Source organism: Rhodopseudomonas sp. BAL398, assembly GCF_033001325.1.
In the GTDB taxonomy this organism is placed as follows: Bacteria; Pseudomonadota; Alphaproteobacteria; order Rhizobiales; family Xanthobacteraceae; genus JARJEH01.
The window spans coordinates 2,645,006-2,671,201 of sequence record NZ_CP133111.1 but is presented as its reverse complement, the minus strand read 5'-3'; the positions used below and the strand labels follow the sequence as shown (position 1 = coordinate 2,671,201).

The 26,196-nt window shown below is 64.3% G+C and carries 17 protein-coding genes; 10 read left to right on the top strand and 7 right to left on the bottom strand.

The annotated features are described in order from the left end of the window. The first annotated feature begins 57 nt into the window (after positions 1 to 57). The gene (locus tag RBJ75_RS12705; RefSeq protein ID WP_044407101.1) at positions 58 to 1,287 is read left to right on the top strand and encodes an MFS transporter; all 1,230 of its coding nucleotides are present in this window, start codon (positions 58 to 60) and stop codon (positions 1,285 to 1,287) included. Here RBJ75_RS12705 and dgcA read toward each other — a convergent pair. Next, positions 1,257 to 2,240 (bottom strand): N-acetyl-D-Glu racemase DgcA, encoded by a 984-nt coding sequence (gene dgcA, locus RBJ75_RS12700; RefSeq protein WP_411194509.1) that lies wholly within the window; start codon positions 2,238 to 2,240, stop codon positions 1,257 to 1,259. The genes RBJ75_RS12705 and dgcA overlap by 31 nt on opposite strands. 131 nt (positions 2,241 to 2,371) lie before the next feature. Between dgcA and RBJ75_RS12695 the strand changes: the two genes are divergently transcribed. The 3 genes from RBJ75_RS12695 to RBJ75_RS12685 are packed head-to-tail and all read left to right on the top strand — an operon-like array spanning position 2,372 to position 5,174. Further along, entirely contained in the window at positions 2,372 to 3,520 is a 1,149-nt protein-coding gene (locus tag RBJ75_RS12695) for an ABC transporter permease (protein ID WP_044407105.1), read from the top strand. Further along, entirely contained in the window at positions 3,517 to 4,293 is a 777-nt protein-coding gene (locus RBJ75_RS12690) for an ABC transporter ATP-binding protein (RefSeq protein ID WP_411194508.1), read from the top strand. Before RBJ75_RS12695 ends, RBJ75_RS12690 begins: the two co-directional genes overlap by 4 nt. Positions 4,294 to 4,319: 26 nt before the next feature. Further along, on the top strand, positions 4,320 to 5,174 hold the full coding sequence (locus tag RBJ75_RS12685; RefSeq protein WP_044407108.1) for an MlaD family protein: 855 nt from the start codon (positions 4,320 to 4,322) through the stop codon (positions 5,172 to 5,174). A 787-nt stretch (positions 5,175 to 5,961) separates the two neighbouring features. Here RBJ75_RS12685 and RBJ75_RS12680 read toward each other — a convergent pair. The 3 genes from RBJ75_RS12680 to RBJ75_RS12670 all read right to left on the bottom strand — a co-directional run bounded on the left by RBJ75_RS12680 (position 5,962) and on the right by RBJ75_RS12670 (position 12,279). Continuing rightward, entirely contained in the window at positions 5,962 to 9,930 is a 3,969-nt protein-coding gene (locus RBJ75_RS12680) for a hypothetical protein (protein WP_234707471.1), read from the bottom strand. 131 nt (positions 9,931 to 10,061) lie between these two features. Further along, positions 10,062 to 11,336, bottom strand: coding sequence for a hypothetical protein (locus RBJ75_RS12675; RefSeq protein WP_234707470.1), 1,275 nt, complete (start codon positions 11,334 to 11,336; stop codon positions 10,062 to 10,064). Positions 11,337 to 11,505: 169 nt separating this feature from the next. Next, positions 11,506 to 12,279, bottom strand: a complete 774-nt coding sequence (locus RBJ75_RS12670) for a class I SAM-dependent methyltransferase (RefSeq protein WP_044414567.1) — start codon at positions 12,277 to 12,279, stop codon at positions 11,506 to 11,508. A gap of 91 nt (positions 12,280 to 12,370) precedes the next feature. Between RBJ75_RS12670 and RBJ75_RS12665 the strand changes: the two genes are divergently transcribed. Next, the gene (locus RBJ75_RS12665; protein WP_044414566.1) at positions 12,371 to 13,174 is read left to right on the top strand and encodes a helix-turn-helix transcriptional regulator; all 804 of its coding nucleotides are present in this window, start codon (positions 12,371 to 12,373) and stop codon (positions 13,172 to 13,174) included. Positions 13,175 to 13,380: 206 nt separating this feature from the next. On the opposite strand, the gene RBJ75_RS12660 is transcribed toward RBJ75_RS12665, so the two are convergent. Next, a complete protein-coding gene (locus RBJ75_RS12660) occupies positions 13,381 to 19,446 on the bottom strand; it encodes a negative regulator of septation ring formation (protein WP_276156722.1) in 6,066 nt (2,021 codons plus the stop codon). A gap of 388 nt (positions 19,447 to 19,834) precedes the next feature. Between RBJ75_RS12660 and RBJ75_RS12655 the strand changes: the two genes are divergently transcribed. Both RBJ75_RS12655 and RBJ75_RS12650 read left to right on the top strand, forming a co-directional pair. Further along, the gene (locus RBJ75_RS12655; RefSeq protein WP_044415076.1) at positions 19,835 to 20,212 is read left to right on the top strand and encodes an Hpt domain-containing protein; all 378 of its coding nucleotides are present in this window, start codon (positions 19,835 to 19,837) and stop codon (positions 20,210 to 20,212) included. A gap of 111 nt (positions 20,213 to 20,323) precedes the next feature. Further along, positions 20,324 to 20,644, top strand: a complete 321-nt coding sequence (locus RBJ75_RS12650) for a 2Fe-2S iron-sulfur cluster-binding protein (protein ID WP_044415078.1) — start codon at positions 20,324 to 20,326, stop codon at positions 20,642 to 20,644. 22 nt (positions 20,645 to 20,666) lie between these two features. Here the strand turns inward: RBJ75_RS12650 and RBJ75_RS12645 are convergent, their stop codons facing one another. Then, on the bottom strand, positions 20,667 to 21,122 hold the full coding sequence (locus RBJ75_RS12645; protein ID WP_044415080.1) for an acyl-CoA thioesterase: 456 nt from the start codon (positions 21,120 to 21,122) through the stop codon (positions 20,667 to 20,669). Between the two features lie 180 nt (positions 21,123 to 21,302). On the opposite strand from RBJ75_RS12645, the gene RBJ75_RS12640 reads away from it, so the two are divergent. The 3 genes from RBJ75_RS12640 to RBJ75_RS12630 all read left to right on the top strand — a co-directional run bounded on the left by RBJ75_RS12640 (position 21,303) and on the right by RBJ75_RS12630 (position 23,914). Next, a complete protein-coding gene (locus RBJ75_RS12640; RefSeq protein WP_044415082.1) occupies positions 21,303 to 22,331 on the top strand; it encodes an NAD(P)/FAD-dependent oxidoreductase in 1,029 nt (342 codons plus the stop codon). 1,173 nt (positions 22,332 to 23,504) lie between these two features. Further along, on the top strand, positions 23,505 to 23,708 hold the full coding sequence (locus RBJ75_RS12635) for a type II toxin-antitoxin system HicB family antitoxin (RefSeq protein ID WP_044403945.1): 204 nt from the start codon (positions 23,505 to 23,507) through the stop codon (positions 23,706 to 23,708). Then, the gene (locus tag RBJ75_RS12630) at positions 23,705 to 23,914 is read left to right on the top strand and encodes a type II toxin-antitoxin system HicA family toxin (RefSeq protein ID WP_044403942.1); all 210 of its coding nucleotides are present in this window, start codon (positions 23,705 to 23,707) and stop codon (positions 23,912 to 23,914) included. Before RBJ75_RS12635 ends, RBJ75_RS12630 begins: the two co-directional genes overlap by 4 nt. 486 nt (positions 23,915 to 24,400) lie before the next feature. On the opposite strand, the gene RBJ75_RS12625 is transcribed toward RBJ75_RS12630, so the two are convergent. Continuing rightward, positions 24,401 to 25,951 carry a L,D-transpeptidase gene (locus RBJ75_RS12625; protein ID WP_044418368.1) on the bottom strand — a complete coding sequence of 517 codons (1,551 nt, stop codon included), beginning with the start codon at positions 25,949 to 25,951 and terminating at the stop codon, positions 24,401 to 24,403. Between the last annotated feature and the right edge of the window lie 245 nt (positions 25,952 to 26,196).

Here is a 26,196-nt window from a genome sequence, read left to right as displayed (position 1 = left end):
ATCAACGCGCGTTGCGGTAACGATCACCATGATCCACAGCGAATCGCAATTGAATTGATGGTTTCCGAATCAAAAAACCACTCAGGGACGCAGGTGGAAGGCCGGCTGGAAGCCCGGCGATTCGCGATTCGTCTGGCGCTATTCTATGGCGCCAGCTTCGGGGTGGTCGGCACTTACTTGCCGTTCTTCACGGTGTGGCTGAAGGCGATCGGGATCGATGCGTGGTGGATCGGCGTGATTGTCGCGGTGCCCGCGGTCACCCGCTTCACCATCCTGCCCTTCATTACCGGGTTCGCCGAACGGCGCCAGGCGTTGCGCGGCGTGCTGATGATCGCCGCGATCCTCACCGCGGCCGGCTTCGCTGCGGTTGGATTCATGCATCAAGCGCTGGCGCTATTCGTTGTGTTCGTGCTGACTGCCTGCGCCTGGACGCCGATCGTGCCGCTCACCGACGGCTATGCGCTGAAGGGCGTGGCGCGCTACGGCCTGAACTACGGACCGTTGCGGCTGTGGGGCTCGGCGGCCTTCGTCGTCGGCGCGCTGGCCTGCGGGTTGTTGGCCGATGTCATCTCCGAACAGAAGCTGATCTGGGTGATCGCCGCCGTGGCGGGTCTCAGTGCGATGACCAGCTTCGGGTTGCGGCCGCTACACGCGCCGGCCACGCCGCTGTCCTCGCCGCAGCGCAGCACCGCGCTGCTACGCAGCCCGGGCTTCTTCGCGATCATCATGGCGGCGGCGTTGATCCAGGGCAGCCATGCGGCCTATTACACCTTTGCGTCGATCGCCTGGCAGGGCGCTGGAATCAGCGGGATGACGATCGCCGCGCTCTGGGTGCTGGGGGTGATCGCCGAGATCGTGGTGTTCGCGCTGTCGCCGCGCTTCGCCTTGGCGCCGTCGCTGCTGGTGGCGATCGGCGCGCTGAGCGCGGTACTGCGCTGGCTGATCATCGCGCAGGATCCGCCGCTGGCGGCGCTGGCCGTGGTGCAATTGCTGCACGGATTGAGCTTCGGGCTGACCCAGGTCGGCACCATGGCGCTGCTGATCCGTCATGTGCCGGGGCATATGATCGCGCGGGCGCAGGGCTATCTGACCGCCTGCGTCGGGATCGTCATGAGCAGCGCGGCGATCGCGTGCGGCGCGATCTATGCGCAGCAGGGCCTGCGCGTCTATGATCTGATGGCGGCGATGGCGATGGTCGGCGCCCTGGTCATGTTACTGGGACGGCGCCGGCTCGATGCCGATGCCGCGGCCGCCGATCAGCCCCACAGCGCCGGATCGGGCGGATAGATCGTGCTGCCGTCATAGCGCAGACCATTGGGACGATCGCGCGCCAGCAGCAGCGGGCCGTCGAGGTCGACAAAGCGGGCGCTTTGCGCGAGCAGCGTGGCCGGCGCCATCGACAGCGAGGTCGCCACCATGCAGCCGACCATGATGTCGAAGCCCAGCGCCCGCGCTGCATCGGCCATCGCCATCGCTTCGGTCAACCCGCCGGTCTTGTCGAGCTTGATGTTGATCGCGTCGTAGCGGTCGCGCAGGCCGTCGAGCGAGGCGCGGTCGTGGACGCTTTCATCGGCGCAGACCGCCAAGGGGCGGCGGATCCGCGCCAGCGCGTCGTCGCGCCCGGCCGGCAGCGGTTGTTCGACCAGCGTGACGCCGACCTCGGCGCATTCGGCGAGATTTTGCTCGAGATTGTCCGGTGTCCAGGCCTCATTGGCGTCGACGATCAACTCGGATTCGGGCGCTTCCCGGCGCACGGCGGCGATTCGGGCGCCGTCATCGTCGCTGCCGAGCTTGATCTTGAGCAAGGGACGCCCCGCGGCCTTGGCGGTGGCGGCGGCCATCGCGTCGGGCGTTCCCAGCGAAATGGTGTAGGCGGTTGTCGCCGGGCGCGGCGCGGTGCGCTCGAGCAGGTCCCAGACCCGCTGCCCGCTGATCTTGGCGGCGAGGTCGAGCAGGGCGCAATCCAGCGCGTTGCGGGCGGCGCCGGCGGGCATGGCGGCCTGCAGCGCGGCGCGATCGAGCCCATCGGCCAGCTGTGGCCGCATCGCCTCGATCGCCGCCAGCGTCGCGTCCGGCGTTTCACCATAACGGGCATAGGGGACGCATTCGCCGCGCCCGGTGTGGCCGCGATGGCTGATCTCGGCGATCACCACCACCGCTTCGGTCTTGGCGCCGCGGCTGATGGTGAACGCGCCGGCGATCGGCCAGCGCTCGATGCGGGCGGTCAATTGTGGCGGCATGGTGATTATCATTTCTGCAGCAGTCGAATCTGGAATCGAGGCTTGCTCGGCGCCGACAAGTATGGCTGGTGAGACGCTTCGCTCACAAGGCGTTTACCAAATAAGCATTTGATAAATGTATTCGGTGCAGAATGGCACAGGAGTTGACATTGCACGGCCCGACACTCGAACAAATTGCGAAAGGCGAGGGCCTGGCGCTGTGCGCTGCCGGCTCATGGACCGCCCGGTTCGCGCCGGTGCTGGAGCGACTCGTCAGCGATGCCGAGAAATTGACGGGCACGCGGCCCAACATCTTCATCGACGTGTCCGATGTCGCCAAGCTCGACACTTTCGGCGCCTGGCTGATCGAACGGCTGCGCCGCAGCCTGACCCAGGACGGCATCGAGGCCCAGATCGCCGGGCTGTCGGCGGATTATTCCAGCCTGGTCGACGAGGTGCGTCGAGTGGAACCGGCGACGCCGCCGCAGGCGTCCGGCTGGTCGCTGCGGGCGCCGATCGAGCGCCTGGGCCGCATTGTCTATGCCTTCGGCGAGGACATGTTCGGGCTGATCAGCATGATGGGCGCGGTGCTGGCGGCGATGGTGCGGGCGGTTCTGCATCCGTCGACCTTCCGCCTGACCTCGACGGTGCATCATCTCGAGCAGGTGTGCTGGCGCGCGGTGCCGATCGTGGTGCTGATCACCTTCCTGATCGGCTGCATCGTCGCCCAGCAGGGCATCTTCCATTTCCGCAAATTCGGCGCCGACGTGTTCGTGGTCGATATGCTCGGCGTCTTGGTGCTGCGCGAACTCGGCGTGCTGCTGGTGGCGATCATGGTCGCGGGCCGCTCCGGCAGCGCCTATACGGCTGAACTGGGCTCGATGAAAATGCGCGAGGAGATCGACGCGCTGCGCACCATGGGGTTCGACCCGGTCGACGTGCTGATCGTGCCGCGGATGATCGCGCTGGTGCTGGCGATGCCGATCCTGACCTTTCTCGGCGTGATCGCCGCGCTGTATGGCGGCGGCCTGGTGGCCTGGCTCTATGGCGGCGTCGATCCGGACGCCTTTCTGCTGCGGCTGCGCGACGCAATCTCGATCAATCACTTCACCGTCGGCATGATCAAGGCGCCGGTGATGGCGATCGTGATCGGCATCGTCGCCTGCGTCGAGGGGCTCGCGGTGCAGGGCAGCGCCGAGTCGCTGGGCCAGCACACCACCGCCTCGGTGGTGAAGGGGATCTTCCTGGTCATCGTGATGGACGGCGTGTTCGCGATCTTCTTCGCATCGATTGGAATGTGACCGTGGAAATTGATGCCTCCGACGCGATCATCCGGGTTCGCGACGTGTCCGTTCAATTCGGCACCACCAAGGTTCTCGACGAACTCAGCCTCGACGTGAAGCGCGGCGAAATTCTCGGCTTTGTCGGCCCCTCCGGCGCCGGCAAGTCGGTGCTGACCCGCACCATTATCGGCCTGGTGCCGAAGATGAGCGGCCAAATCGAGGTGTTCGGGATCGATCTGGATGCCGCCGGCAAGGCCGAGCGGCGCGGCGTCGAGCGGCGCTGGGGCGTCCTGTTCCAGCAAGGCGCGCTATTTTCCTCGCTGACGGTGCGGCAGAACATCCAGTTCCCGGTGCGCGAATATCTCAAACTGTCGCAGCGGCTGCTCGACGAGATCACCATCGCCAAGCTCGGCATGGTCGGGCTGAAGCCCGATGTCGTCGACCGGTTTCCGTCGGAACTATCCGGCGGCATGATCAAGCGCGTGGCGCTGGCCCGGGCGCTGGCGCTCGATCCGGAACTCGTGTTCCTCGACGAGCCGACTTCCGGGCTCGACCCGATCGGCGCCGGCGAATTCGACGAATTGGTACGCACGCTGCAACGCACTTTGGGTCTGACGGTTTTCATGGTAACTCATGATCTCGACAGCCTTCATACAGCATGTGACCGGATCGCCGTTCTGGGCGACGGCAAAGTCATCGCGGCCGGAACCATGGCCGACATGCAGGCCTCGGACCATCCATGGCTGCAATCCTATTTTCACGGCAAGCGAGCCCGTGCCGTTGTCGGCTAGCTTCGACAAATACTGGAGTTGATTGAATGGAAACGCGGGCCAATTACTTTCTGATCGGGACCTTCACGCTGGCGGTGATCGCCGCGGCGTTCGGCTTCGTGCTGTGGTTTCAAAGCCTGCACACCGCCAAGCTGCGCAGCCCGTTGCGGATCGTGTTCGAAGGCGCGGCCTCCGGACTGCGCAATGGCGGCAGCGTCAATTTCAACGGCGTACGGGTCGGCGAGGTCACCTCGGTCAAGCTCGACAATCCGCGCCGGGTGGTGGCGCTGGCGATGGTCGAAAACAGCGCGCCGATCCGCAAGGACACCTTGGTCGGCCTGGAATTCCAGGGCCTGACCGGCGTGGCGGCGATCTCGCTCAAGGGCGGCCTCGAATCCGCGCCGCCGGTGCCGCTGGACGAGGACGGCGTGCCGGTGCTGACGGCCGATCCGAACTCGCTGCAGGATATCTCCGAGGCGGTCAAATCGACGCTGAAGAACGTCAACCGGCTGGTCGCCGAAAACGAGGACACGGTGAAGGCCTCGCTGCAGAATCTGCAGGTGTTCACCGGCAGCCTAGCGAACAGCTCGGAACGGATCGACAGCATCATGGCCAAGGTCGACGGCGTGATTTCGAAGACCGATAATGTCATGCTCGGTCTCGACGCGCTGGCCGGCGGCAAGGATGGCGGCGAGCTGCTCAAGGCGGTCAAATCGTTCCGCGAGCTGAGCGACAATCTCGACCGGCGCTCTGGCGCGTTGATGCTGGACGGCCGGCGCACGCTGGCCGACATCAGCCGGGCGGTCAACAATCTCGACAAGAACCCGACCCGCATCCTGTTCGGACCAAGCTCGAGCACGACCCCGCCGCCGCAACCGCAGCCGCCCCGCCGCCGCAGGTGATCGCGCAGCGGCCCGCGCCCCGGACGCAGTGCAACGCGCCGCGCAGCGGCGTGGTGCGCCGCAGAGCCGGGGCCCCGGTGGTGTCGGCGCCGAAAGCGGGGTCCCGGTTCTGCGGGGCAGCGCTGCGCGCTGCGCCGCGCCCGGGACACGAAGTTGGATTTGATTGTCAAACAGCCACGAAATTCTAGATACACCTTCGCGATCCCGCGGCGCGGCGCGCCCGGGTTTTGCGGTGAACGTTCCGCCCTCTTGCCAAGAGGGCGCGCGGAACGCCGGACGCGGGACGCGTCCGCGGCCTCGTGTGCGAAAGTGAAAAGCACACGAGTTAGTCACCACGGTCACGCCGTCATCGTCCGGCGTTCCGCACGCGATGGTGTTAACGGCTTGAAGCGCGAAAACCCCCGACCGCCGAGCCTGAGGTGACGGCCACTGCAGGGGACTTGCGACCCGCCGCCGTCCTGGACGGCCGCGGCCCTGCCCCATGGCGCAAGGCGATGCGCCGGGATATCGCGCGCTGGGCCGTTCGCGCCTGGCGCCGTCGTCAGCCCCATCTCACTCCCAAGGTTACCCCTGCGCGATCCGAGACATCGAACGCCACGCGCGCCCACCGCATCCCGCCCCGCGTCCGTGACGATCGCGAGCGCCCCTCAGCGGGGCGGGACGAGGGGAATACAGTCCTATGACGAGAGCTTGTCAATGAGCCGGAACTCGACTTTATCGTGGAGAAAAAGGCTCATTGCTCTGAGACGACGCATCTTGCTCAATCAAATTAAGACCTTGCGACGGATTAGTTAGCAATCCACTTGCTCGAAAATTCGTGTGCAGTCTTGTACCGACCCACGGCGACCTCGTCATCGCAAGGGACGGCAAGCGGGTCTCTCGCGACCTCGAATTCGCGGTCGTCTACGTATCCCACGACGAAGCATTTCTGCTGATGTTCACCGAGCGCTCTGTTCTTCATCTTGAACGTAATCGCGACGAAGCCGGCTTCCAGGATGCGATCCTTCCACTTCACCTGTCCATAATCGCGCAAGTCGCCCAAGACGTCCTCCAATTGCCAATCTTCCGCAATTCGGTTTCGGTACCAGGCCGTCAGTTCGGGCCACTTCTGCCGGACGTGGGCCCCGGCCGACAAGTCGGCGGCTGCGGTGAATTTCTTGACCTCATCTGTCATGGAGTCTTGGAGAGCCCGAGCTGCTCCCCCGCTTTCCTTTTGCATCGCCACCTGACGTTCTTTTCGCTCCGCATCGGTTTGTCGCCTCTGGATCGCGACACGGATTTGGTCGTCTTTCCGTTTCTGCTCGACCGCCTGCTGCTCGCGTAATGTACGCGCTTCGGCGTCAACGACCAATTTCTGCTCGTCGTCAACCTCCGTCGGTGCGAACCAGACGGGCATAACGCGGTAAGCGAGTTTATCCCGCTGCAACCCTGCAATAAGATCCCTCAAATCCTTCGCGCTGCCGTAGACAGCACCGCACTGACCTCGCTTGGCTGAAACGAATGCGCTCTCGATCGACGTGGAGATGACTTTCGGATGCGCCCCCAACTCGACCGCGAAGCGATCCGAAACGCTGTTCACCAGGGCCTCATGGGCCTTTTGCCGATCCGGAACCGTTTGACACACAATCGATGTGCCATTTGCCAGCGCGACAACCCCGAAGCCGTCGATTGTCCTCTTCAGTAGCTCATTTTCAATTTGCAGACTCTTTATACCGGCACCATTGCGGGCCACCTGCAATTCTCTGTCGCTCAAACTGTCGAGCAGCGTAAATTCGCCCTTGTCGACCTTGGTAAGCACCGCTTTCGCCATATCGGGAGCAAGTGTCGAAAACAGCCCTCTATTCAGAGCTATGGTGTCGAAGCTGTCGATCGCATCGGTCGAACAGCGCACACCCGACAAAGTCACGGTGCGGGCGCCTTTTTCTATGATCTTCCGTTTGAGTTCCGATATGCCGAAGGCATCCAGGCCATTGTCATGCAAGAAGCACAGTGAAGCCTGCCCGCGGTCAAACACGAGTTCGCCTCGGATATTCCTGACGACGCCGGACCTGCCGCTCTCATTAACGAGAATCAGGGTTTCATCGAGCGGGCCATCGACGATCAGTCGATTTCTGTCGGTCGTCGCCGGAAGCGACTTCTTGCTTTGAATGGGGTGCTTTGTCCGATACTCTTGGTATTCGGAAGTCAGATGGAGACGGTCGAGCTGTGTCTCCGCTGCCGAAATGGCCAGCTTCAAAGAAGAAGTATCCGGCGCGGCGAGTGCTTCTGAGAGGCTGGCCTTCAATTTCAGCACATCCTGCGCGTTGTCGGCGGTGATGTTCCGTCTCGCGTAACTTTCCGAAAAACCCGAGATCGCGTGGGCGGTGTCGACCGCCTCGTCGAGTTCGGCCTTCGCTGCCAACTGCCGTGCGTCTTCCCTTGAGGCTCGGTATTGCTTGAGTTCCGGAATTTCGTCCAGGCGACGTCGCAGCAACGAAAAGGCTTCTGAGGTCTTGTTCAAATCCTTGGCGCTGAGCCCCGCCTTCAACGAGGCGACGAGTGGCCCGATTTCGAGCGGCACCAGATTCGAACTCTTCTGCGCGAATTGCGACAAGTCACTCAACAGGTTTGTCGCGTCCTCTTGCAGAGCCTTGTCTGCCTGTTGCTTTTGCTTCTGCCTGATATCACCCGCTTTCAGTTCGAGCGCGTCGATGCTGGCTTGAATCTGCCGGACGCAGCTTTCCGCGCTCTCTTTGCGCGCGCCGACCGCGTCGGCCCGAGCGACAGCTTCCCCCAAATCGATCGATTTACGCTGCGCTCGTGAGATCGCTTCGTCGCGCTCAAGCGCCTTCTTCCCAGCATCTCTCTCCGCGGACGCCGATTGCGCACGTAGAGATTTGAGCTCTTCGCGGATTTCCTTTTGGCGAGTTCTTCTGGTTTCGGAGCTGAGCAGACCTTCACGAGCCGCGATCTTGTCTGCAATTGCGGTTTGACGCGCCCGGCTTTCGTCGGACGCCTGGGATAGCCGTTGAACATCGAGCAGGATCTTCTTCCGCTCGTCGGATGATCCTGCGACCGATTCTTGCCATTTGTCGGCCTCTTCCTTTTCCCGCGCGAGTTTGTCAACCTTGCTCTGCTGGGAAAGCAGCTTTTCGCGATAACCTTGTGCGCTTGCCGAAATTGCCGTTACCGCCTGCTCCATTGCGGCTGCGGGCGACGAGACATTGACGACAAACAACCTTGCCTGCTCTTTGGTGTCACCGAGGCAGGACGCCGAGTCCTGCACAGCGGCGGTGGCATCCGTTCTCAGTCTGGTAATGCCATCTCTTGCCGCTGGGTTAGTTGGGTCGATCAGCAACGCGTATTGATATTCTTTGATTATCTCCGAATTTTCGGCGCCGGACGCCTCCAGCGCCTTTGCCCTGGTGAGGCGAGACCACACGAAATTCGGTTTCAGCGCGATTGCCTTGTTCAGAGCCGCGAGCGCGTTGTTCGGATCATTCAGCCCGAGATAGGTCGCGCCCAGGTTCGCGTAGGCGTAGGAATAATTCGGGTTGAGATCGATCGCCGTCTTGCAGTCGGAAAGCGCAGGTTGATAATTCTGCTTTTGATTGTTGGCCGAGCATCGACCATCAAAGGCATCCGCAAGGCGAATCTTGTCGGCTCCCCTCGATTCGATGACTTTGGTGCATCCTGCCAGTCGTGATTCGATGTCGGAGGCCTGACATTCCTTCCATGGATCAGCCGCGACCACGGGCGGCTCGCGGGCGCCGGCTTGCTCGCCATTCGGTGGAGGGGATGCGAGCGCGGACGGATCAATCGCGAAGAAACGTAGTTGGCCGCGCCCATTGCTGTCGTGGCTCTCCGCCCAGACGAAACCATCACCACCGCTCACCCGGTAGACCGGAAGATCCTGACGTATTGAATTCTGGAAATGCCCGATGAAGTCCACCAAAATCCCGCCGGGACTGCGGCCCGAAGCCAGCATCGCAGTCGCCGCCGGATCCAGCGGCTCAAGCGTCACGTTGCCCCACGTTGCGATGACGCCGGTGACACCAAAAATCGTTTGCGGCATCGATATCAAATGCGGTTTCTCGCGGTAAGCCCGCGACAAGCGATCGATATCGCCACTGACTTCGCCAGGGTCGAAAAACGCAGGCTCCAGTTGGCGATTGAGATAGAACGCGCGGCCATCCTCCGTATGCAGCATAGAGTAGGAAGACAGGTATGCTCCCCTTGGAGCGCGCTCCTCGCGTTTCTTTTGGCACCAGGTAAATCCGGTGAACTGATCGCTGGGTCTGCATTGAAATTCGCGGTAGTTGTCCGAATTCAAAGGGTAGACGCTGCCAAGAGGCACCTTGTCGACCTTGAACTTCGACGGATTGGCGGTGGCCGGCAGCGGACGCGACATCGGAACGAACTCGGGTTCTGGCGTCGTCGCTTGCGGGCCGAGGGTTGCCAACTGCTGGGGCGCGGGTTGATGGCGGCACCCCGAGACGACGTCAGAGATTCGGCCATCGGTTGGATTGATGCCGTTTTCCAAAAGAGCTTGCAGACTGAGACCGCGCTGGCGAAGCGTTTCGTCGACGCAAGCCAAGCGGCCCGGCGGCAATTTTCTCCACTCGGCGTCTGTCGCATGGATCATCGCTGTCTGCATGATGGCGCCGAACACCGCCATCATATCCCGCGCGCCCTGCGCGCTCGCCCGGCCTGAGGCAAAATCGAGCGTTGTTGCTGCCAGCAATCCAAAGACCCAAGCGCGTCCAACTTTGCCCATTTCATCACCCACACAACTAGGAACGACTGTTCAGAATTTGTCGGGTTGGTGGGGCGACGTCAACCTCAAGTTGAAATTTGGCCCACGTGAAAGATGGACCGAAACGTCCGCGGCGAGAAGGCTGCGCGCAGCTACGGAAGCCCTGTTGTCAACGTGAAGGGATTGAACCCGGTTTCCGCGAGGGCAGCCCACGATGCTGCGCCAAGATGTGGCAATCGGAAATACAGCCGCGGCTTGGTCGGATCGGTGTCCAACACGAACCCGGTCGGTAACTCGCGGACCGTTGTGGCATAGACCCCGCCATCCGGCGATCTCTGGGATTCGATGACAGCGATCAACGACTGTGCCCTCTCAGTCCTGCCGAGCAATTTCATCAAGAGAGCCATCTGGCCCGTCCCTTCGGTCCACACACCGTCTCGGTCTTCGCCGTAAGAAAAGCCGTCATCGACACTCATTCGCTGTTCGGCGGTCGTCATTGCCGCGGCAAATTTTTTGGCCGCTCCGGGGAGCGCCGTTAAAGGCCAGACCTGGGCATCCAGAGCCAAAATTGGATTGTGGGTGACGCCGTCTTCGGCGCTACCCGCGGCGAAACAGCCGCATGCCGGATCCCACATCGTATTGACGAAGTGCTCGGCAACCGCAGCCTTATCGCGCCAGCGCGAATCGCCCGTACGGATCGCAAGAAGGCCGAACGCGGCGGCGAGGTCCGTATTATGTTCAGTCGATTTCCAGGTCCGCACGTCCGGCGTCGGTTCGTGCCCGAACGTGCCACCGGTGAAGCCGCCGGTCCCGCGCGTATCGGCCCATTGCGCGGTCCAGGCGCCAAGCCGTGCTGCACCATCGCGGAAGCGAGAGCCGGTGTTGGCATCATCAAGCGATAGCAACGCCAACATGGCCCATGCCACGTTACCAACATCGCTGCCCACCTGATATCGATCCTCGACCCATTTGTTCTGAGTCTTGTCCCACCATCCTGGAAGTTTGACGGGACCTTTCGCCACCACGCCCGCGGCATAAGCGTTCCTGAGCCGTCCATCATGCCAGGTGCGGTCGTTGTCGAGGGCCCAGAGAATCGCCGCGCCAATCCGAGACGCTTTGTCTTGCTCACCGCAACCGACCAATGCGATGGCGGCGACCGCATTGTCATAGAGGTAGGCGGCGCCATGCAGAGGCCCGGATTCGACGGTCGGATAGCTCGGCAGGAACAACGGCCCTGATGGCGGTGCCTTATCGATCAGACCCGCGAGATATCCGCAGGCCGAGGTTTTTGGCGCTGTTGAAGCCTGCAGTGGAGCGGAGGCCATCATGATGATGAAAGTCCCGACGACCAAAATGTGACGGCAGAACCCGTGACAACGGGAGAAGCAATAGGCGATGGGTCCCGGCATCATTTCGCTGCCTCTCATGTCTTTTCGGCCGAGATGGACTTTAGGACATCGGGACCACGACAATATGGCGGGACACGACTGCCTCCGAGCGGGTCGGTCCGGACGCGATTTTGCGACGCGGGCCATTGCCGAGTTTGACCCATCGCGGTCGTTCATGCCTGCCCTCTCATTGTTGCCGGGCGGGCGTTCATCGAAGCACCTTTGATGCCGTGAACAGCGCCACATCGATGTGAAAGCTGCCATCAGCCTCAGTCTCAAAGTGCCGAGTGGAGACCGCCGAGACCGAGGCCTGCAAGGCGCGGATCGCCTCGACCTGAAGCTTCGGGGTGTTCATGCGTTCGACCCAGGAGGTGAAGTCAATCCGCAGCCGGAACGGACTAACCGAAGCGGAAAGGAACCCGGCCCGCGCGATTGCGGCCTCCCACTCGGCCCGCGAATAGTTGCGGACATGGGAGCAGTCGCGCAGCAGCTCAATCGCCTGAAAATATGTATCGACGAGTGGGATGCCGGGGGTAATTGTGTCCACAATGGAGACCATGCCGCCGGGTTTCAAGATCCGTGCGACCTCGCGCAGGCCGGCGTCGACGTCGCGCCAGTGATGGGCGCTGAAGCGGCTGAGAACCACCTCGAAACTGCCGTCCTCGAAGGGCAGGCTTTCCACTGCGCCCTGCTGGGTCGTCACATTGTCGAGCCGCCGTTGTTTTGCAGTTTGCTCCACGAGGCCAAGCATTTCCGGCGCGAGGTCGTAGGCGACAACCTCCCGCACGAGCGGCGCGACGTTGAAGGTCACGTGGCCGCCGCCGCAACCAAGATCGAGAGCGCGAGCCTTCGGCCAATGATTCATCAGCGCCACAAGCGCATCGAGATCGGGGCTCCGCGCATGTACCGCACTGTTGAGATAGGCTTCTGCGCGGGACCCGAACTGGCCAACGACGAGGGCTTCGTGGCTCTTCTCTGACATTGTTTTCTCCGTTGATGCGGGGCGCAGAGCGCGCATAACATGACGAGGAGCGTGGTTTCAGATTCCAAATTATGCTGGTATAATTTCCACCATGGTCGCACCAGTGCCTGTGAAGCAACGCCGAGAGCTTGGCGACTTCGTCAGATCCCTGCGAGAAAAGCTGACCCCTCGCGATGTCGGGCTGCCGGGCAGCGCTCGTCGCCGGACTCCCGGCCTGAGACGTGAGGAAGCGGCGCAGCTCTGCGGCCTCAGCGTGACATGGTACACTTGGCTTGAGCAGGGCCGGGATATGTCTATCTCTGTCGGGGCGCTGGTCCGTCTTGCGAGAGCGTTCCGGCTTGGCCGAGCCGAGCGGGCCTATCTCTTCGAACTAGCCGCTCAGCGCGATCCCGAACAGAACGAGAGCCATACTGAGGTCGTCTCGCCGGCCATGCTCGCCTGTGTCAATCTCATCGCGGCACCCGCCTACGTGCTCGATCGCGCCTGGACAGCCCGCAGCTGGAACGTCCAAGCCAAGCGTCTCTTCGTGGGCTGGCTGGACGGGACGGCCGACAGGAACCTGCTGCGCTTCATCTTTCTCGAACCATCTGCACGCTTGCTGATCCACGACTACGCGAACCGCGCCCGGCGCGTCGTTGCGGAGTTTCGAGCCGACGTAACTGCGCACTTGAACGACCCGGCCATTCACCGCCTCGTCGAGGAACTGAATGAGGGCAGTGAAGCGTTCAAGCAATACTGGCATGAACGCGTGGTGCTGGGGCGGGAAGGCGGCGAGCGGACTTTCGATCATCCCGTGAAGGGCTTTCTCAGCTACGAGCAAGTGACCTTCGCTCTTGCTGGCCATTACGACTTGAAGATGACCATTCTGGTTCAAGGCCAGCAGGCCGTCGTGTAGGATCGACTTCCCTCGAATGGCCATGTCGATGGAGCGACAGCTCTTAGCCACCTTCGTTAGGTCCTGACACTTCAACGAAGTTGCGGCAAGTGAGCCGGCTCGACGGCGTTCCAGGAAAAATCGTTTAGTTGACCGCACAAAAAGCGGAGGCCTCCGGCCCCCGCTCTTTTTTCATTTTTCAGTCCGCCGCCCGAGCGGGCAGGGCGCTATCCCAACCGGCCCGCCGCGTGGGCCAGCAGGGTGTAGACCAGGCCGGTTTCCGAGGTGAGGTGGCTGCGCAGCATCGCCGGGCCGCGTTCGTCGCGGGCGACCTCGTCGAGCAGCCGCTCGAATTCGGTGATGTAGCGGTCCACCGTCTGCTTGAAGGCGCGGTCGCTGCGATATTTGCGGCCGACTTCGTCGAACGCCTTCTGGCCGGCGGGCGTGTACAGCCGCTTGGTGAAGGCCTTGGCCTCGCCGCGCTGATAGCGATCCCACATCTCGGCGGACAAAGCGCGGTCCATCAGCCGGCCGATGTCGAGCGACAGCGATTCCAGCGGATTTCCGGTCATCGCCTGCTGCGGCGCGCGTCCGCGCGGCGCGGCAGTCGGGATCGGCGCCGGTTCGCGCTCCGCGGTGGTGTCGGCGCGGTTGAGCAGGTCCGACAGCCAGCCGTCGCGTCCCTGGTCGACGGGGGCAGGGCTGACCGAGGGCGCCTCGGTGCGGCGCGGCGACGGCATGCCGAGATCCGGCGGCGGCAGGGTCGAGGCGCTGGTGTCGCGCGGCCGTGGAGCGGGACGCGGCGCCGGTTCGTTGCGGCCGCCGACGCTGGCCAGCATCATCGGCTCTTCCTCGCGCTGCGACGAGCGTCCGGCGCTGACCACGTCGAGGCCGCGACCGTGGCGTGCCACGATCCGGTTCAGCTCGGCCAGCGCCTCGATCTGGTCGACGATCACCTTGCGCATCTGCGCGGTGCTTTCGGCGGCCTCCTGCGGCATTTCCAGCACGCCCCGACGCAGCTCGTCGCGGGTGGTCTCGAGTTCGTCGTGCATGTCGGCGGCCATCTTCTTGATGCCCTGGACCATCGTGGCGAACTTGTCGGCCGATTGCCGGAACATGGCGTCGGCTTCCTGGGTGCCCTGCTGATAGATCTCGTGCATGGCCTCGGCGGTCAGCCGGCGTTCTTCCTCGGCGGCGCTGCGCACCGCTTCGAATTGCTGGCTGATCGACGCGGAGCCGGCGCCGGCGGTTTCCGCCACGACCCGGGCGATGTCGCGGGCGCGCTCTTCGGCGGCCGCCAGCGATTCATCCAGCAGGCTGGTGAACCGGCTCAGCCGCTGATCGAGATCGGCGGTGCGCAGGTCGATGGTGGTGACCAGCGATTCCAGCGCTTCCTTGCGGTCGGAGACCGACGAGCTGGTGCTGCGGTTGCTCTGCTCGATCAGGGCGGCGGCCTCGACCAGGGCATTGCCGTGGGCTTCGAACTGGCTCGACAGCGAGCCGAGGTCGTCCAGCGCCCGCGAGGTCTTGTGGGTGAAGGTGGACAGCTGATCCTCCAGCCCCTGGGTCGCGACGCCGCTGCGGGTGTTGACGTCGTTCATGGTGGTGACGAATTCGGCGACCCTGGTGACCAGCGCCCGCTCCAGCGAGTTGAGGTTTTCGTGGGCGCCGGTGAGCACTTCCTGGAGCAGGATGTTGCCTTCGCGCAGCCGTTCGAACAGCGCGACGGTGTCGGTGCGCAGGATCTTGCTGGTCTCCTGCATCTCGGTGACCGCCGTGATCGAGACCTGGCGCGACTGTTCGATCGCGGTGCGCGACGACAGTTCGAGATCCTTCAGCGACTTGGTGATGGCGCCGGTGGCCAGATCGCCCGCGCCGGTGATGCTGCGCGCAACCTCTGTGCCGTTGCTGGCGATCGAGGTGGAGAACGCCTTGCCCCTGGCGTCGATCGCCTTCAGCGCCTCGCCGGTGACCCGGTCGATATCGACCGAGAGCTGGTTGCTCTTGTTGGCGAGCGCCTCGACCAGCGTGCCGCGCTTGGCGTCGATCATCTGCGACAGACGGTCGGTCTGTTGCTGCACATAAGTGACGATTTCGTCGGTCTTGCCGGTCATGGTCGAGCCGAAGCTGCCGCTGGCGGCGAACACCGAGCGTTCGATCTCGGCCGATGTGGTCTTGATCTTGGCGCTGACCTCGTTGGACACCATCACCAGCGACGAATGGGCGCTCGCCGCGCTGGTCTGGATGTTGTCCGTGGTGCTGGCGGTGACTGTCGTCAGCGTCCGCTCGATGTCGCCGGAGATCGCCTTCATCTGAGTGGCGGTTTCGGTGGTGACGGTGACCAGCGTGGTCTGCACTTCGCGGGCGCTGCCGAGAATGGACGCAGCGGTCTCCGCGCCGACCGCGGTCAGCGTGCGCTCGACGTCGGTGGCCAGCGATTTGACGTGGTTGGAGGCATCGTCGGACGCGGTCACCAGGGTATTTTGCGCCTCGCGCGCGCCGGCGACGATCGAATCCGCGGTGGCGGTCCCGGCGGCGATCAGCGTGCGCTCGACTTCGGCGGTCAGCGATTTGACCTGGGCCGAGGTGTCGTTGGAGGCACTGACCAGCGTGGTCTGGGCCTCGCGCGCGCTGGCCAGAATGGCGCCGGCGGTGGCGGAGCCGGCTTCTGACAGCCTGCGCTCGACCTCGGCGGTCAGCGATTTGACCTGGGCCGAAGTGTCGGTGGATGCACTGACCAGCGTGGTCTGGGCCTCGCGCGCGCTGGCCAGAATGGCGCCGGCGGTGGCGGAGCCCGCGTCTGACAGCGTGCGCTCGACTTCGGCGGTCAGCGATTTGACCTGCGCCGAGGTGTCGGTGGATGCACTGACCAGCGTGGTCTGGGCCTCGCGCGCGCTGGCCAGAATGGCGTCGGCGGTGGCGGCGCCCGCTTCGGACAGCGTCCGCTCGACCTCGGCGGTCAGCGATTTGAACTCCATCGAGGCGTCCCGCGATGCCGTCACCATCGTGGACTGCGCGTCACGCACGCTGGTCGCGAGCGATTCGGCAGCGGCGGCTCCGGCTGTCGACAGCGTGCGCTCGACGTCGGCAGTCAGGGTCATGACGTGGGTCGAGGCTTCGCTCGACGCGGTCATCAGCGTGCTCTGCGCGGCGCGGGCGCCGTTCAGGACGGATTCGGCGGTCGCGGTTCCGGCGGCGAACAGCGTGCGCTCGATATCGGCGGACAGCGAGCGGATCTGGTTGGCGACCTCGGAGGAGGTCGACACCAGGGTATCCTGCGCGTTGCGCGCGCCGGAGACCAGGGAGGCCGATGTCGAGCTTCCGGCATCCGACAGCGTGCGCTCGACGTCGGCAGACAGCGAGCGGAGCTGGTCGGCGACGTCGGTGGAGGTCGCCATCAAGGTGTTTTGCGCCTCGCGTGTGCTGGCGACGACCGACGCCGAGGTGGCGGTTCCGGCTTCCGACAGCGAGCGTTCGATGTCCGTGGATAGCGATTTGATCTGGCTGGCGACGTCGGTCGATGTGGTCGCCAGGGTGTTCTGGGCCTCGCGCGCTCCGGCGATGACCGAAGCCGCCGTCGAGCTTCCGGCCGCCGACAGCGAACGCTCAACGTCGGTGGAGAGCGACCTGATCTCGTTGGCGACATCGCTGGACGCCGACACCAGCGCGTTGCGCGCCTCGTTGGCGCTGCCCATGATCGAGTTGGCGGCGTTGGCGCCGACCGCGGTCATCGCGCGTTCGACTTCCGACGAGGTCAGTTTGAGGTGCTCGCCGACTTCCGAGGACACCGTCAGCAGCGATTGCTGCGCGGCGCGGGCGCCGGTCTGGATCGTCTCGCTGGTGTTGACGGCGAGGTTGGTCAAGGAGCGCTCGGCGTCCGCGACGTGCGACTTGATGCCGTTCGACAATTCCTCGGCGCGCGCCATCAGCGTATCGCTCGCCTGGCGTCCGCTGCTCTCGAAACGGCCGGCGACGGCCTCGACGCGCGAGCCCAGCAGATCCTCGAACTGGCTGACGCGAATGTCGATGTCGTTGGCGACGGCGCCGACATGGGTTTCTAGGCCTTCGTGGATTTCCTGGAACCGGGCGCCGACGGTGCTGGCGAGCTGGTTGCTGCGCGCGTCGATGGTTTCGGTCACGTCGTTGATGCGCTGATCGATCGCATTGATCGCCTGGCTGGTTCCGTCGGTCAGCGTCGTGGTGAGATGAACCAGGCGCGAATCGATGGTTTGCACCGCCTGGGTGGCGCCATCGGTCAGCGCCGAGGTCAGATGGGTCAGACGGCTGTCGATCGATGCGATCGCCTGGATCGCCCCGGTGGACAGCGACGTCGTCAGATGGGTCAGGCGCTGATCGATCGACTCGACGGCGTGCTCGGCGCCGCTCGACAGCGTCGTGGTCAGCGTCTCGATCCTTGTGTCGATGGTTTCGGTCATCGACGTCGCGCGGTCGTCGAAGGTCTGTTCCAGCGACTTGAGATGGCCGCCGATCGCGTCGTCGAAGGTCTGGATCTTGGTGTGCAGCGAGCCGTCGAGATTGGTGACGCGGGATTCGAACGTGGTCTCGAACTGGGTCAGGCGATGATCCAGCGCGGCGCTGATGGCGCCGCCATTGGCGGTCAGCCTGGTGTCGAAGCTGTCGACATAGGACTTCAGCGTCTCGGAAATGTCCTGGGTACGCTGCCCCATCCGCTCGACGATCTCGCCGCCATAGGTCTTCACGGTGCGGTCGAATTCGGAGATGTGCTTGGTGATCAGCGCGCCCAGCATGCCGCTGTCGCGAGAGAACTTCTCGGCAAGCTCGGCGCCCTGATCCTTCACCAATTCGTCGAACGCGCTCATCTGCAGGCTGAGGGTGTCGTGGGCGTTCTCGGTCTGGCTGACCACCTTGGCGACCAGCGTATTGACGGTGACGTCGAGGGCTTCGCTGGCCTTGTCGCCGCTGGCCAGGACCTGGCTGGCGAGACGGTTGCCGGCGTCGTCGATCTTGCTGACCAGATCGCCGCTGCGCAGTTCGAGCTCCAGCAGCAGGGAGTCGCTGGAGTTCTTCAGCGAATCGTGGACCTGCTCGGTGCGATCGGAGATGCCGTCGACGATGGTGGAGGAGCGCTGCTCGAACTCGCTGGTGATGCGATCGAGGCGTTCGTTCAGCATGTCGTTGACGCGGTCGGCGAGGTCGACGAACTCGGCATGGACGTGGCCGGTCTTGAAATTCAGGCTGGCGGTCAGCCGTTCGCTGGCGTCGAGCACGGCGCGGGTGGTTTCGGCGCTGGCCTCCTCGAACCGGTCGAGCAGGTCGCCGCCGCGCTCGCCGAGCGCCAGGATCATGTTGTCGCCGGCATTGCTCAGCGATGTGGTGATATGCGCGCCGCGCTCTTCCAGCGCGCCGGTGATGCTCTTTGCCACCTCGTCGACGCGCGACGCGATCGCGTCGGAGATCAGCGCGATGTCGTGGCGCAGGTCGATCTGCACGCCGGAGATGGCGCTGCGAACCTGCTCGGCCTGGCCGACCAGATTGTCGCGCTGATGCGCGATGTCCTGCAGCAGCGCGCGGATCCGCACTTCATTGTCCGAAAAGGCGCGCTCAAGCGCGGAGACTTCGCTGGTCACCAGGGTTTCGAGCTCGCCGGCGCGCGCGATCGCGCGCTCGACGCCGTCGCCCATCGCGGCGACCTCGCGGCGGATCGCCTGACCCACGGTGACCATGGAGTCGCTGGCCGCGCCTTCGGGCTCGGAGAAACGGATTGCGACCTGGGCCATCGACTGCGCAATCATCCGCAGCTCCTGGCCGCGCCAGGCCAGGCTCGCCAGGAAATAGAACAGCATGACCGGCGCGAACAGCAGCGCGACCAGGCCCACCAGCGCCATGGTTCCACCGCTGCCCTGGCCGATGAAGGACTGCAGCGACGGCAGGAAAGCCACGGTCAGCAACCCGGCGCCGACCACCCAGATGCCGGCGAACACCGAAGCCAGCATGTAGACATTGCGGGCGGGGCGGCCCTTTTGAATGGCCTGCAGCAATTCGCCGATGGTTTCTCGATCGTCATTGGCGGGGCGCCGCGCAAAGCTCGGTTCTTCGATCGGCTCGTAGCTCGGGCGTTCATTGCCGATCGGGCGGTCGAAGCCGCCATCGTCGAAACCAGGCGCGGGCGCGGCTGCTGGCTTCGACGCACTCTCCGTGCCGATCGTGATCTGATCGTGCCCGTCGTCCGGCGCGTCGCTGATATTCAGGGCTTCCTGAATTGCGGACAGCGCGACTTCGGTCGGATCTTTGATCTTGGGATTGTTCGCCATGGTGGTCTACGCCCTTGTTGTACGCATCCGGGGGACCCCGCGCGATCGGTGACCGCAGCATGTCTCCGGCTCAGGTGCTTCAAGCCGGGCGAAATCGAACCCCTATGCGCCCAGCTTGTCAGCCACTTCCGCAAACATCCTATGGGCTCAAACGAGCGAATGAAATGGTTGCTGTTAATAACATGTTAATCATCGTTAACGGCAGTTAGGACTCGCCCGGTCAGTTACCGGCGAAAAACCCCGGAGCACCGGTCAAATCGTGGCAATATGTCGGCAAAACCGCGGCAAACTTGCGGCGATACCCGGCAATGATCCGTTAACCAATTTTGTGGTTGGTTAGCAGAAATACCAATGCGGGGGCGCGGCCGCCGGCGGTTCGGGGATAACTATGCCACTGCATCTTGAACGGGTTGAATGGATGCCATCGCCGCCGCTGGTGCCGGATTTGGAACCGCTTGATCTTGCGCATCTGGCGCGGATGACGCTGGGCGATGCCGGGCTGGAGCGCGAGGTGCTGGCGCTGTTCGTGGCGCAGGCCGACAGCCTGATGGCGATACTGGCGGCGCTGCCGGACGATGCCGCGGCACTGGCGCATACCTTGAAGGGATCGGCGCGGGCGATCGGCGCGTTCGGTGTGGCCGACGCCGTGGTTGAGCTCGAGGCCGCGCTGCGGCGCGGCGATGACGCGGCGCTGGCGCTGCTCACGCTGGGCTGCGCGGTCGACGCCGCGCGCGAGGCGATCGGCGTCCGGCTGGCGCGGACCTGATCCGGATCAAATCCGCCGCGCGGAATAGGCCGATTGCGCCGCGGACGCTGGCGGAATCCGGATCGACCCGCTATAGGACGGCCCGTATCCCCTCAGTCCCGATGAGCGAGCATGGCCAAGATTGAATTTGTGAGTCACACCGGCGAATCCCAGATCGTCGACGTCGAAACCGGCGCGACGGTGATGGAGGCGGCGATCCGCAACGCGGTCCCGGGCATCGAGGCCGAATGCGGCGGGGCCTGCGCCTGCGCGACCTGCCATGTCTATGTCGACGAGGCGTGGCGCGACAAGGTCGGCGGCCCGACGCCGATGGAAGAAGACATGCTGGATTTCGGCTTCGACGTGCGGCCGAATTCGCGGCTGTCGTGCCAGATCAAGGTCACCGACGAACTCGACGGCCTCAAGGTCAGCATCCCCGAACGCCAGGCCTGAGGCGCCGGCCGGCGGGCTCGCGCTAGCCCAGCGCGACGCCGCGCAGCGCCCAGCGCCGCAGATTGCCGATGATCTCCTCGGTCAGCGGCGTCGGCTTGCGCGTGACCTCGTCGACCAGCACGGTGATCGAGCGCGCCGAGGCGACGCAGATCCCGTCGGAAAACACCACCTGATCGAAATGCGTCGAGGTGCGGCCGAGCCGGACCACGCCGAGCCCGAGCTCGATCTTGCCGGGCCAGTGCAACTCGCTGCGAAAATGGATGTCGAGCCGCACCAGCACCCAGCTCAGCCCCGGCGGCATCAGCCCGTTGGCCTTGTCCTTGACCAGGCTGACCCGGCCGGATTCGAAATAGCTGGAATAGACCGCGTTGTTGACGTGGTTGTTGGGGTCGAGGTCGGCGAAGCGGACATTGTCCGACAATCGATAGGGAAAATCGTCCAGAACCGGCAGCGCAGCGTCGCGGGATCGTGCAGTCAAGGCGGTTTCTCCTGGTTTCTTGTGCTTTTGGCCCATTGAGCCGGTTTCTTGCGCCAGGACAAGGTGGCGGCCGGCCGAGCCGGCATAATTATGCCTTTCCTCGCCGGGCCTGCTTGGCTAGACAATCTGCGGCCGGAACGGCCCCCTTCGCCGCCTCTGTTCAACCGAAAAGAATCAATGATGACCGACGTGATCAAAACCGATGTGCTGATTGTTGGCGCGGGCCCCTGCGGACTGTTCGCCGTGTTCGAACTGGGCCTGCTGGATATCAAGGTCCATCTCGTCGACATTCTCGACAAAATCGGCGGCCAATGCGCCGAGCTGTATCCGGAAAAGCCGATCTACGACATTCCGGGCATTCCGCTGATCACCGGCCACGGCCTCACCGAAGCGCTGATGGAGCAGATCAAGCCGTTCAATCCGCAATTCCATCTCAACGAGATGGTGGAGCACGTCGAAAAGATCGGCGATCCGGGTTTCCGCGTCACCACCGACGCCGGCACCGTGTTCGAATGCAAGGTGCTCGTTGTGTCCGCCGGCGGCGGCTCGTTCCAGCCGAAGCGGCCGCCGGTGCCGGGCATTGAGGCCTATGAGGGGAGTTCGGTGTTCTACGCCGTGCGCAAGATGGAGCAGTTCCGCGACAAGGACATCCTGATTGTCGGCGGCGGCGATTCGGCGCTGGACTGGACGCTGAACCTCAACCCGCTGTGCAAGAGCATGACGCTGGTGCATCGCCGCGACGATTTCCGCGCCGCGCCGCATTCGGTCGAGCAGATGCGCGCGCTGGTCGCCGCCGGCAAGCTCGATCTGAAGATCGGCCAGGTCACCGAGCTGAAGGGCGCGGACGGCCAGCTCACCGGCGCCGTCGTCAAGGGCAATGACAACAACCTGTCGGACGTCACCTGCAACGCCATGCTGCCGTTCTTCGGCCTGACCATGAAGCTCGGCCCGGTGGCCAATTGGGGCCTGGAGCTGGAGAATAATCTGGTCCCGGTCGACACCGGCACCTTCGAGACCAACGTCCCCGGCATCTTCGCGATCGGCGACATCAACACCTATCCGGGCAAGCTGAAGCTGATCCTGTCGGGCTTCCACGAGGGCGCGCTGATGGCGCAAAAGGCGGTCAAATACGTTTACCCCGACAAGCGCGTAGTGTTTCAATACACCACCTCGTCGTCGAGCCTGCAGAAGAAGCTCGGCGTCAACTAAGCGGATGGGGGCTGCGGCGAGTACTATTTTCGCCGCGCCCCGGCCTCCGCTATCGGCGATGCCGCGCATTGCCGTCGCTTGGCCGACCCTCCCCGCGCGGGGAGGGAGGCGTTGGGCGCGTGTGCTCAGGGCGGTGAGGGCGAGGCGTTGTCGTCCCGATGGCAGCCCGCATTAGCGCAGCGATATGCGGGACATCGTCGTTCGGCCGGGTCCCGCATGTCGCGACGCTCATGCGGCGACGCCTGTTCACCGACCCGTAGGCAGTAGACGCCGGCAGCGCCGGGTTGACATCCGATAGTGCAAAAGCGAGTTTCTCTGGTGTTGAACGAAACGATTCAACCCAATGAGTTATGGGCGGATATTACCCAGGGAGAACGTCTTTGAAAAAGATCCTGACGCTGGCCGTGCTGACATTGTTGACGACGGTTTTTGTGTCCGAGGCTTTCGCCGGAAAGTGCGGACCCGGAAAGCGCTTCTATAACGGGCGATGCGTTTAACCGGCTCGCATGAGTTTAAAGGCCCGCGGTTGCGGGTCTTTTTCATTTTGGCGGGGCGTGTTGATTGAGGTTTCCGGTTTGCGGATTTTCCTCGGCGCGTTGTCTGAGCATGATCCGACCGACCTTCATCGCCGCCGCTGCCTATCATCACCACGCAGCGTCATCACCGGGCTTGCCCCGGTGATCCATCCTATTAGCGACGACGTTTTTCGAAGGTGATGGATGGCCGGATCAAGTCCGGCCATGACGCGATGGGAGTTGGGCACGGATCGGCGTGAACGCGGGGCGCCTCTTTCCCTCCCCCTTGTGGGGAGGGTGGCCCGGCGAAGCGCAGCGAAGCCGGGTCGGGTGGGGGGCGCGGAGGCAGTGCTCGCGGCACCCCCACCCCGGCCTCCGCTTCCGGCGATGCTGCGCATCGCCGTCGCTCGGCCGACCCTCCCCGCAAGGGGGAGGTAAGCGTTGGGCGCGGTCGCTCAAGGCGGTAAGGGCGAGGAGTTGTCGTCCCGATGGTGGTCGATGGGAAAGGAGCGGTAGCCCGCACGAGCGCTGCGATATGCGGGATATCGTCGTTCGACCGGGCCCCGTCGCTACGCTGATGCGGGCGACGCCTGCCGCGTGCAGAGCGGCCTTGAATTCGGCTGCCGCGCGTCGGATGCTGCAGGGGCAGGAGAGCGTGATGAAAATCAAGATCGTGGTGCACGAGGCGGAGGAGGGCGGCTATTGGGCCGAGGTCCCCGCGCTTCCCGGCTGCGTCTCTCAGGGTGACACCATAGAGGACCTGATGCGTAATTTGCGCGAGGCGATCGAAGGGTGCCTGTCGGTCGATATTGCGCCGCCAGCGCCCGGCGGTGACGAGAGGATGATGGAGCTGACGGTTTGAAATCCGTCTCCGGCCGCGACTTCGCTCGGATTGTCGAGCGGCGCGGTTGGGTCTTGCTGCGTATCAGCGGAAGTCATCATATTTACGGCAGGGCCGGCAGCCCCGTCCGCCTGTCGATTCCGATCGATGGCAATGTCGCGCTGAAGATCGGCCTGTTGCGGCATTTAATGAAACTCACCGGGATCAGCGAGGATGATTTGGACTAGCTGCTTCGCGGTCCCGACGGGTAGCAACTCCGGGTGGAGCGTAGCGGTAGTCCATGAGCGCAGCGATATACGGGACATCGTCGATCGGTCGGGCCTCCCGCATGCCGCTGCGCTGATGCGGGCTTCGCCTGCTCGTCACCACGTAGCGCCATCACCGGGCTTGCCCCGGTGATCCATCATGTGGGCCCCCGGCAGGGGGAGGGAGGCGTTGGGCGCGGTCGCTCAAGGCGGGGAGGGCGAAAGGTTGATAGTTCAGATCGCGGGTAGCCCGGGCGCGTGACTCCGCATTGCGGCCTCATGGTTCGAGACGGCGCTGCGCGCCTCCTCACCATGAGGGATGCGCCTCCTCACCATGAGGGGAGGGGGCTCACGATCTTGCTGCTGATACGGGCGTGCTCACCATCGGGGCGGCGCGGACCCCGAGGGTCGCGCCGCTGATCCAGGCTGTTCGGGCTCCGCGCCCGCCGCAGCGCCCAGCGCCTCGCCTCACCACCATTCGCGTTCTTCCTGATAGACGCGGCGGCCGCGCTGGCGCGGGGCGACGGGTTGGAAGTTCCAGTTGGGCTGGAAGTACGAGCCGAAGCCGTCATCCGAGCCGTTGTCGGCATCATTGTCGGCGACCGGGACGTTGACGGTGGGCTTGCGGGTGATGAAGCCGCCTTGCGGCTGATTGCTCAGCACCGCGACGAATTCGGTGCGGTAATTGGTTTCGGCGCTGAGCGGCTCGTCCGAGATGATGATCGAGGAGCGCGGCAGCGCGGTCGGCGCGATGGTGTCGAGGATCTGTTGCGGCATGGTGATGCGGTCGAGCGCCGATTTGGCGTCGTCGCCGGCGTCGATCGTCACCGCGCTCCAGCGCAGGCCGGTGTCGTTGCGCGCCATCGCGGTGAAGATGTGGGTGCCGATCGGCCGCTCGGGATCGCGAATCGTGATCGGGATTTCGATCGAGAAGTCGAACACCTCGCCGCCGTCGGGCCAGGGCTTGTGGGTGTTGCGGCGGACATAGAGCTTCTGGGTGGCGCGGCTGATATAGATCGAGACCGGCTCGAGCGCGAGCTTGGCCGCGCTGGCCGCCTTGGCGGTGGCGATCTTCTGGGCCTCGGCCGCCTTGGCGGCGTCCTTGGCGGCCTCGGCGGCGGCGCGCGTCGTCTGCGCGTCGGCGGTGGCGGCCTCGAGCTCGGTGGCGGCTTCGGCGGCCTTGGCGGCGGCCTTCTGCTGACGCTCGTCGGCCTTGGCCTTGGCCTGATCAGTGGTGGCGCGCGCCAGCGCCCGGTCGGCCGATTTCAGCGCCGCGTCGGCGCGGGCCTTGGTCCGCTCGAGCTGGCGCAGCGACTTCTTCAGCGGGGCCGCCGCGCGCGCCGCCGCCTTGGCGGCGGTCTTGGCCTCGGCGGCGGCGGTGGCGGCCTGCGCGGCAGTGTCGACGAGCGCCGCGGCCTTGCCGGGCGCCGCCGCGATGGCTTCCGGATTCGGCACCAGCAGCGCCGGATGCGAGAACGGCACCGGCTCGGGGTCGTTCGGCGCCACGATCACCCGCATGCCGATTCGCGTATTGTCGAACAGCGTCTCGGCGAATTTATACGGCATCCGCACGCAGCCATGCGAGGCCGCATAGCCGGGCAGCGGCCCGCCGTGCAGCGCGACGCCGTTCCAGGTGATGCGCTGCATGTTGGGCATCCAGGCATCGTCATACATCGTCGAATGGTGATCCTTGTCCTTCTCGACCACGGCGAAGACGCCGGCCGGGGTCTCGCGGCCGGTGGTGCCGGTCGATACCGGGGCGCGCCGGATCCAGCCGTCGGCATCGTAGATCGTGACCTTCTGGGCCTTGATCGACACGATCGCCATGATCGGCTCGCCGGCCTCGCGCGGCGCCGTCGCCGCCACCGGCGCGTGGTGCGATTTCTTGGCTTCGGCGTCGGCGCTCAGCGCGGTCAGGGCGGCCAGCGTCGCCAGCATGGCGATGGCGCTCGCTCCGCAACGTCGTCCCCAATGTCGCGGTGTCACGCCAGATTGCGCCGTCGAAAACCAATTTGCCATGCCTTGCCTCGGTTGAAATTTGTGCTTGGGTGGATCCAGCCGCTGATGGCGGCATCGGACTGCCACGGTCCACCTCGCCAATGCGCCGTCGATGATTCGTACGCTGGCTGGCAATCCCTCATCGCATTCCCTCTTATACGACAGGCTCCGCAGGCGGAAGGGTGGCGGCGCTGGTGCAAAGTGCCGCGCTTGGCGCCGGCGCACAGGTGGTGCGGACGCGTCGGGCGATGGCCGAGCGGCACCGC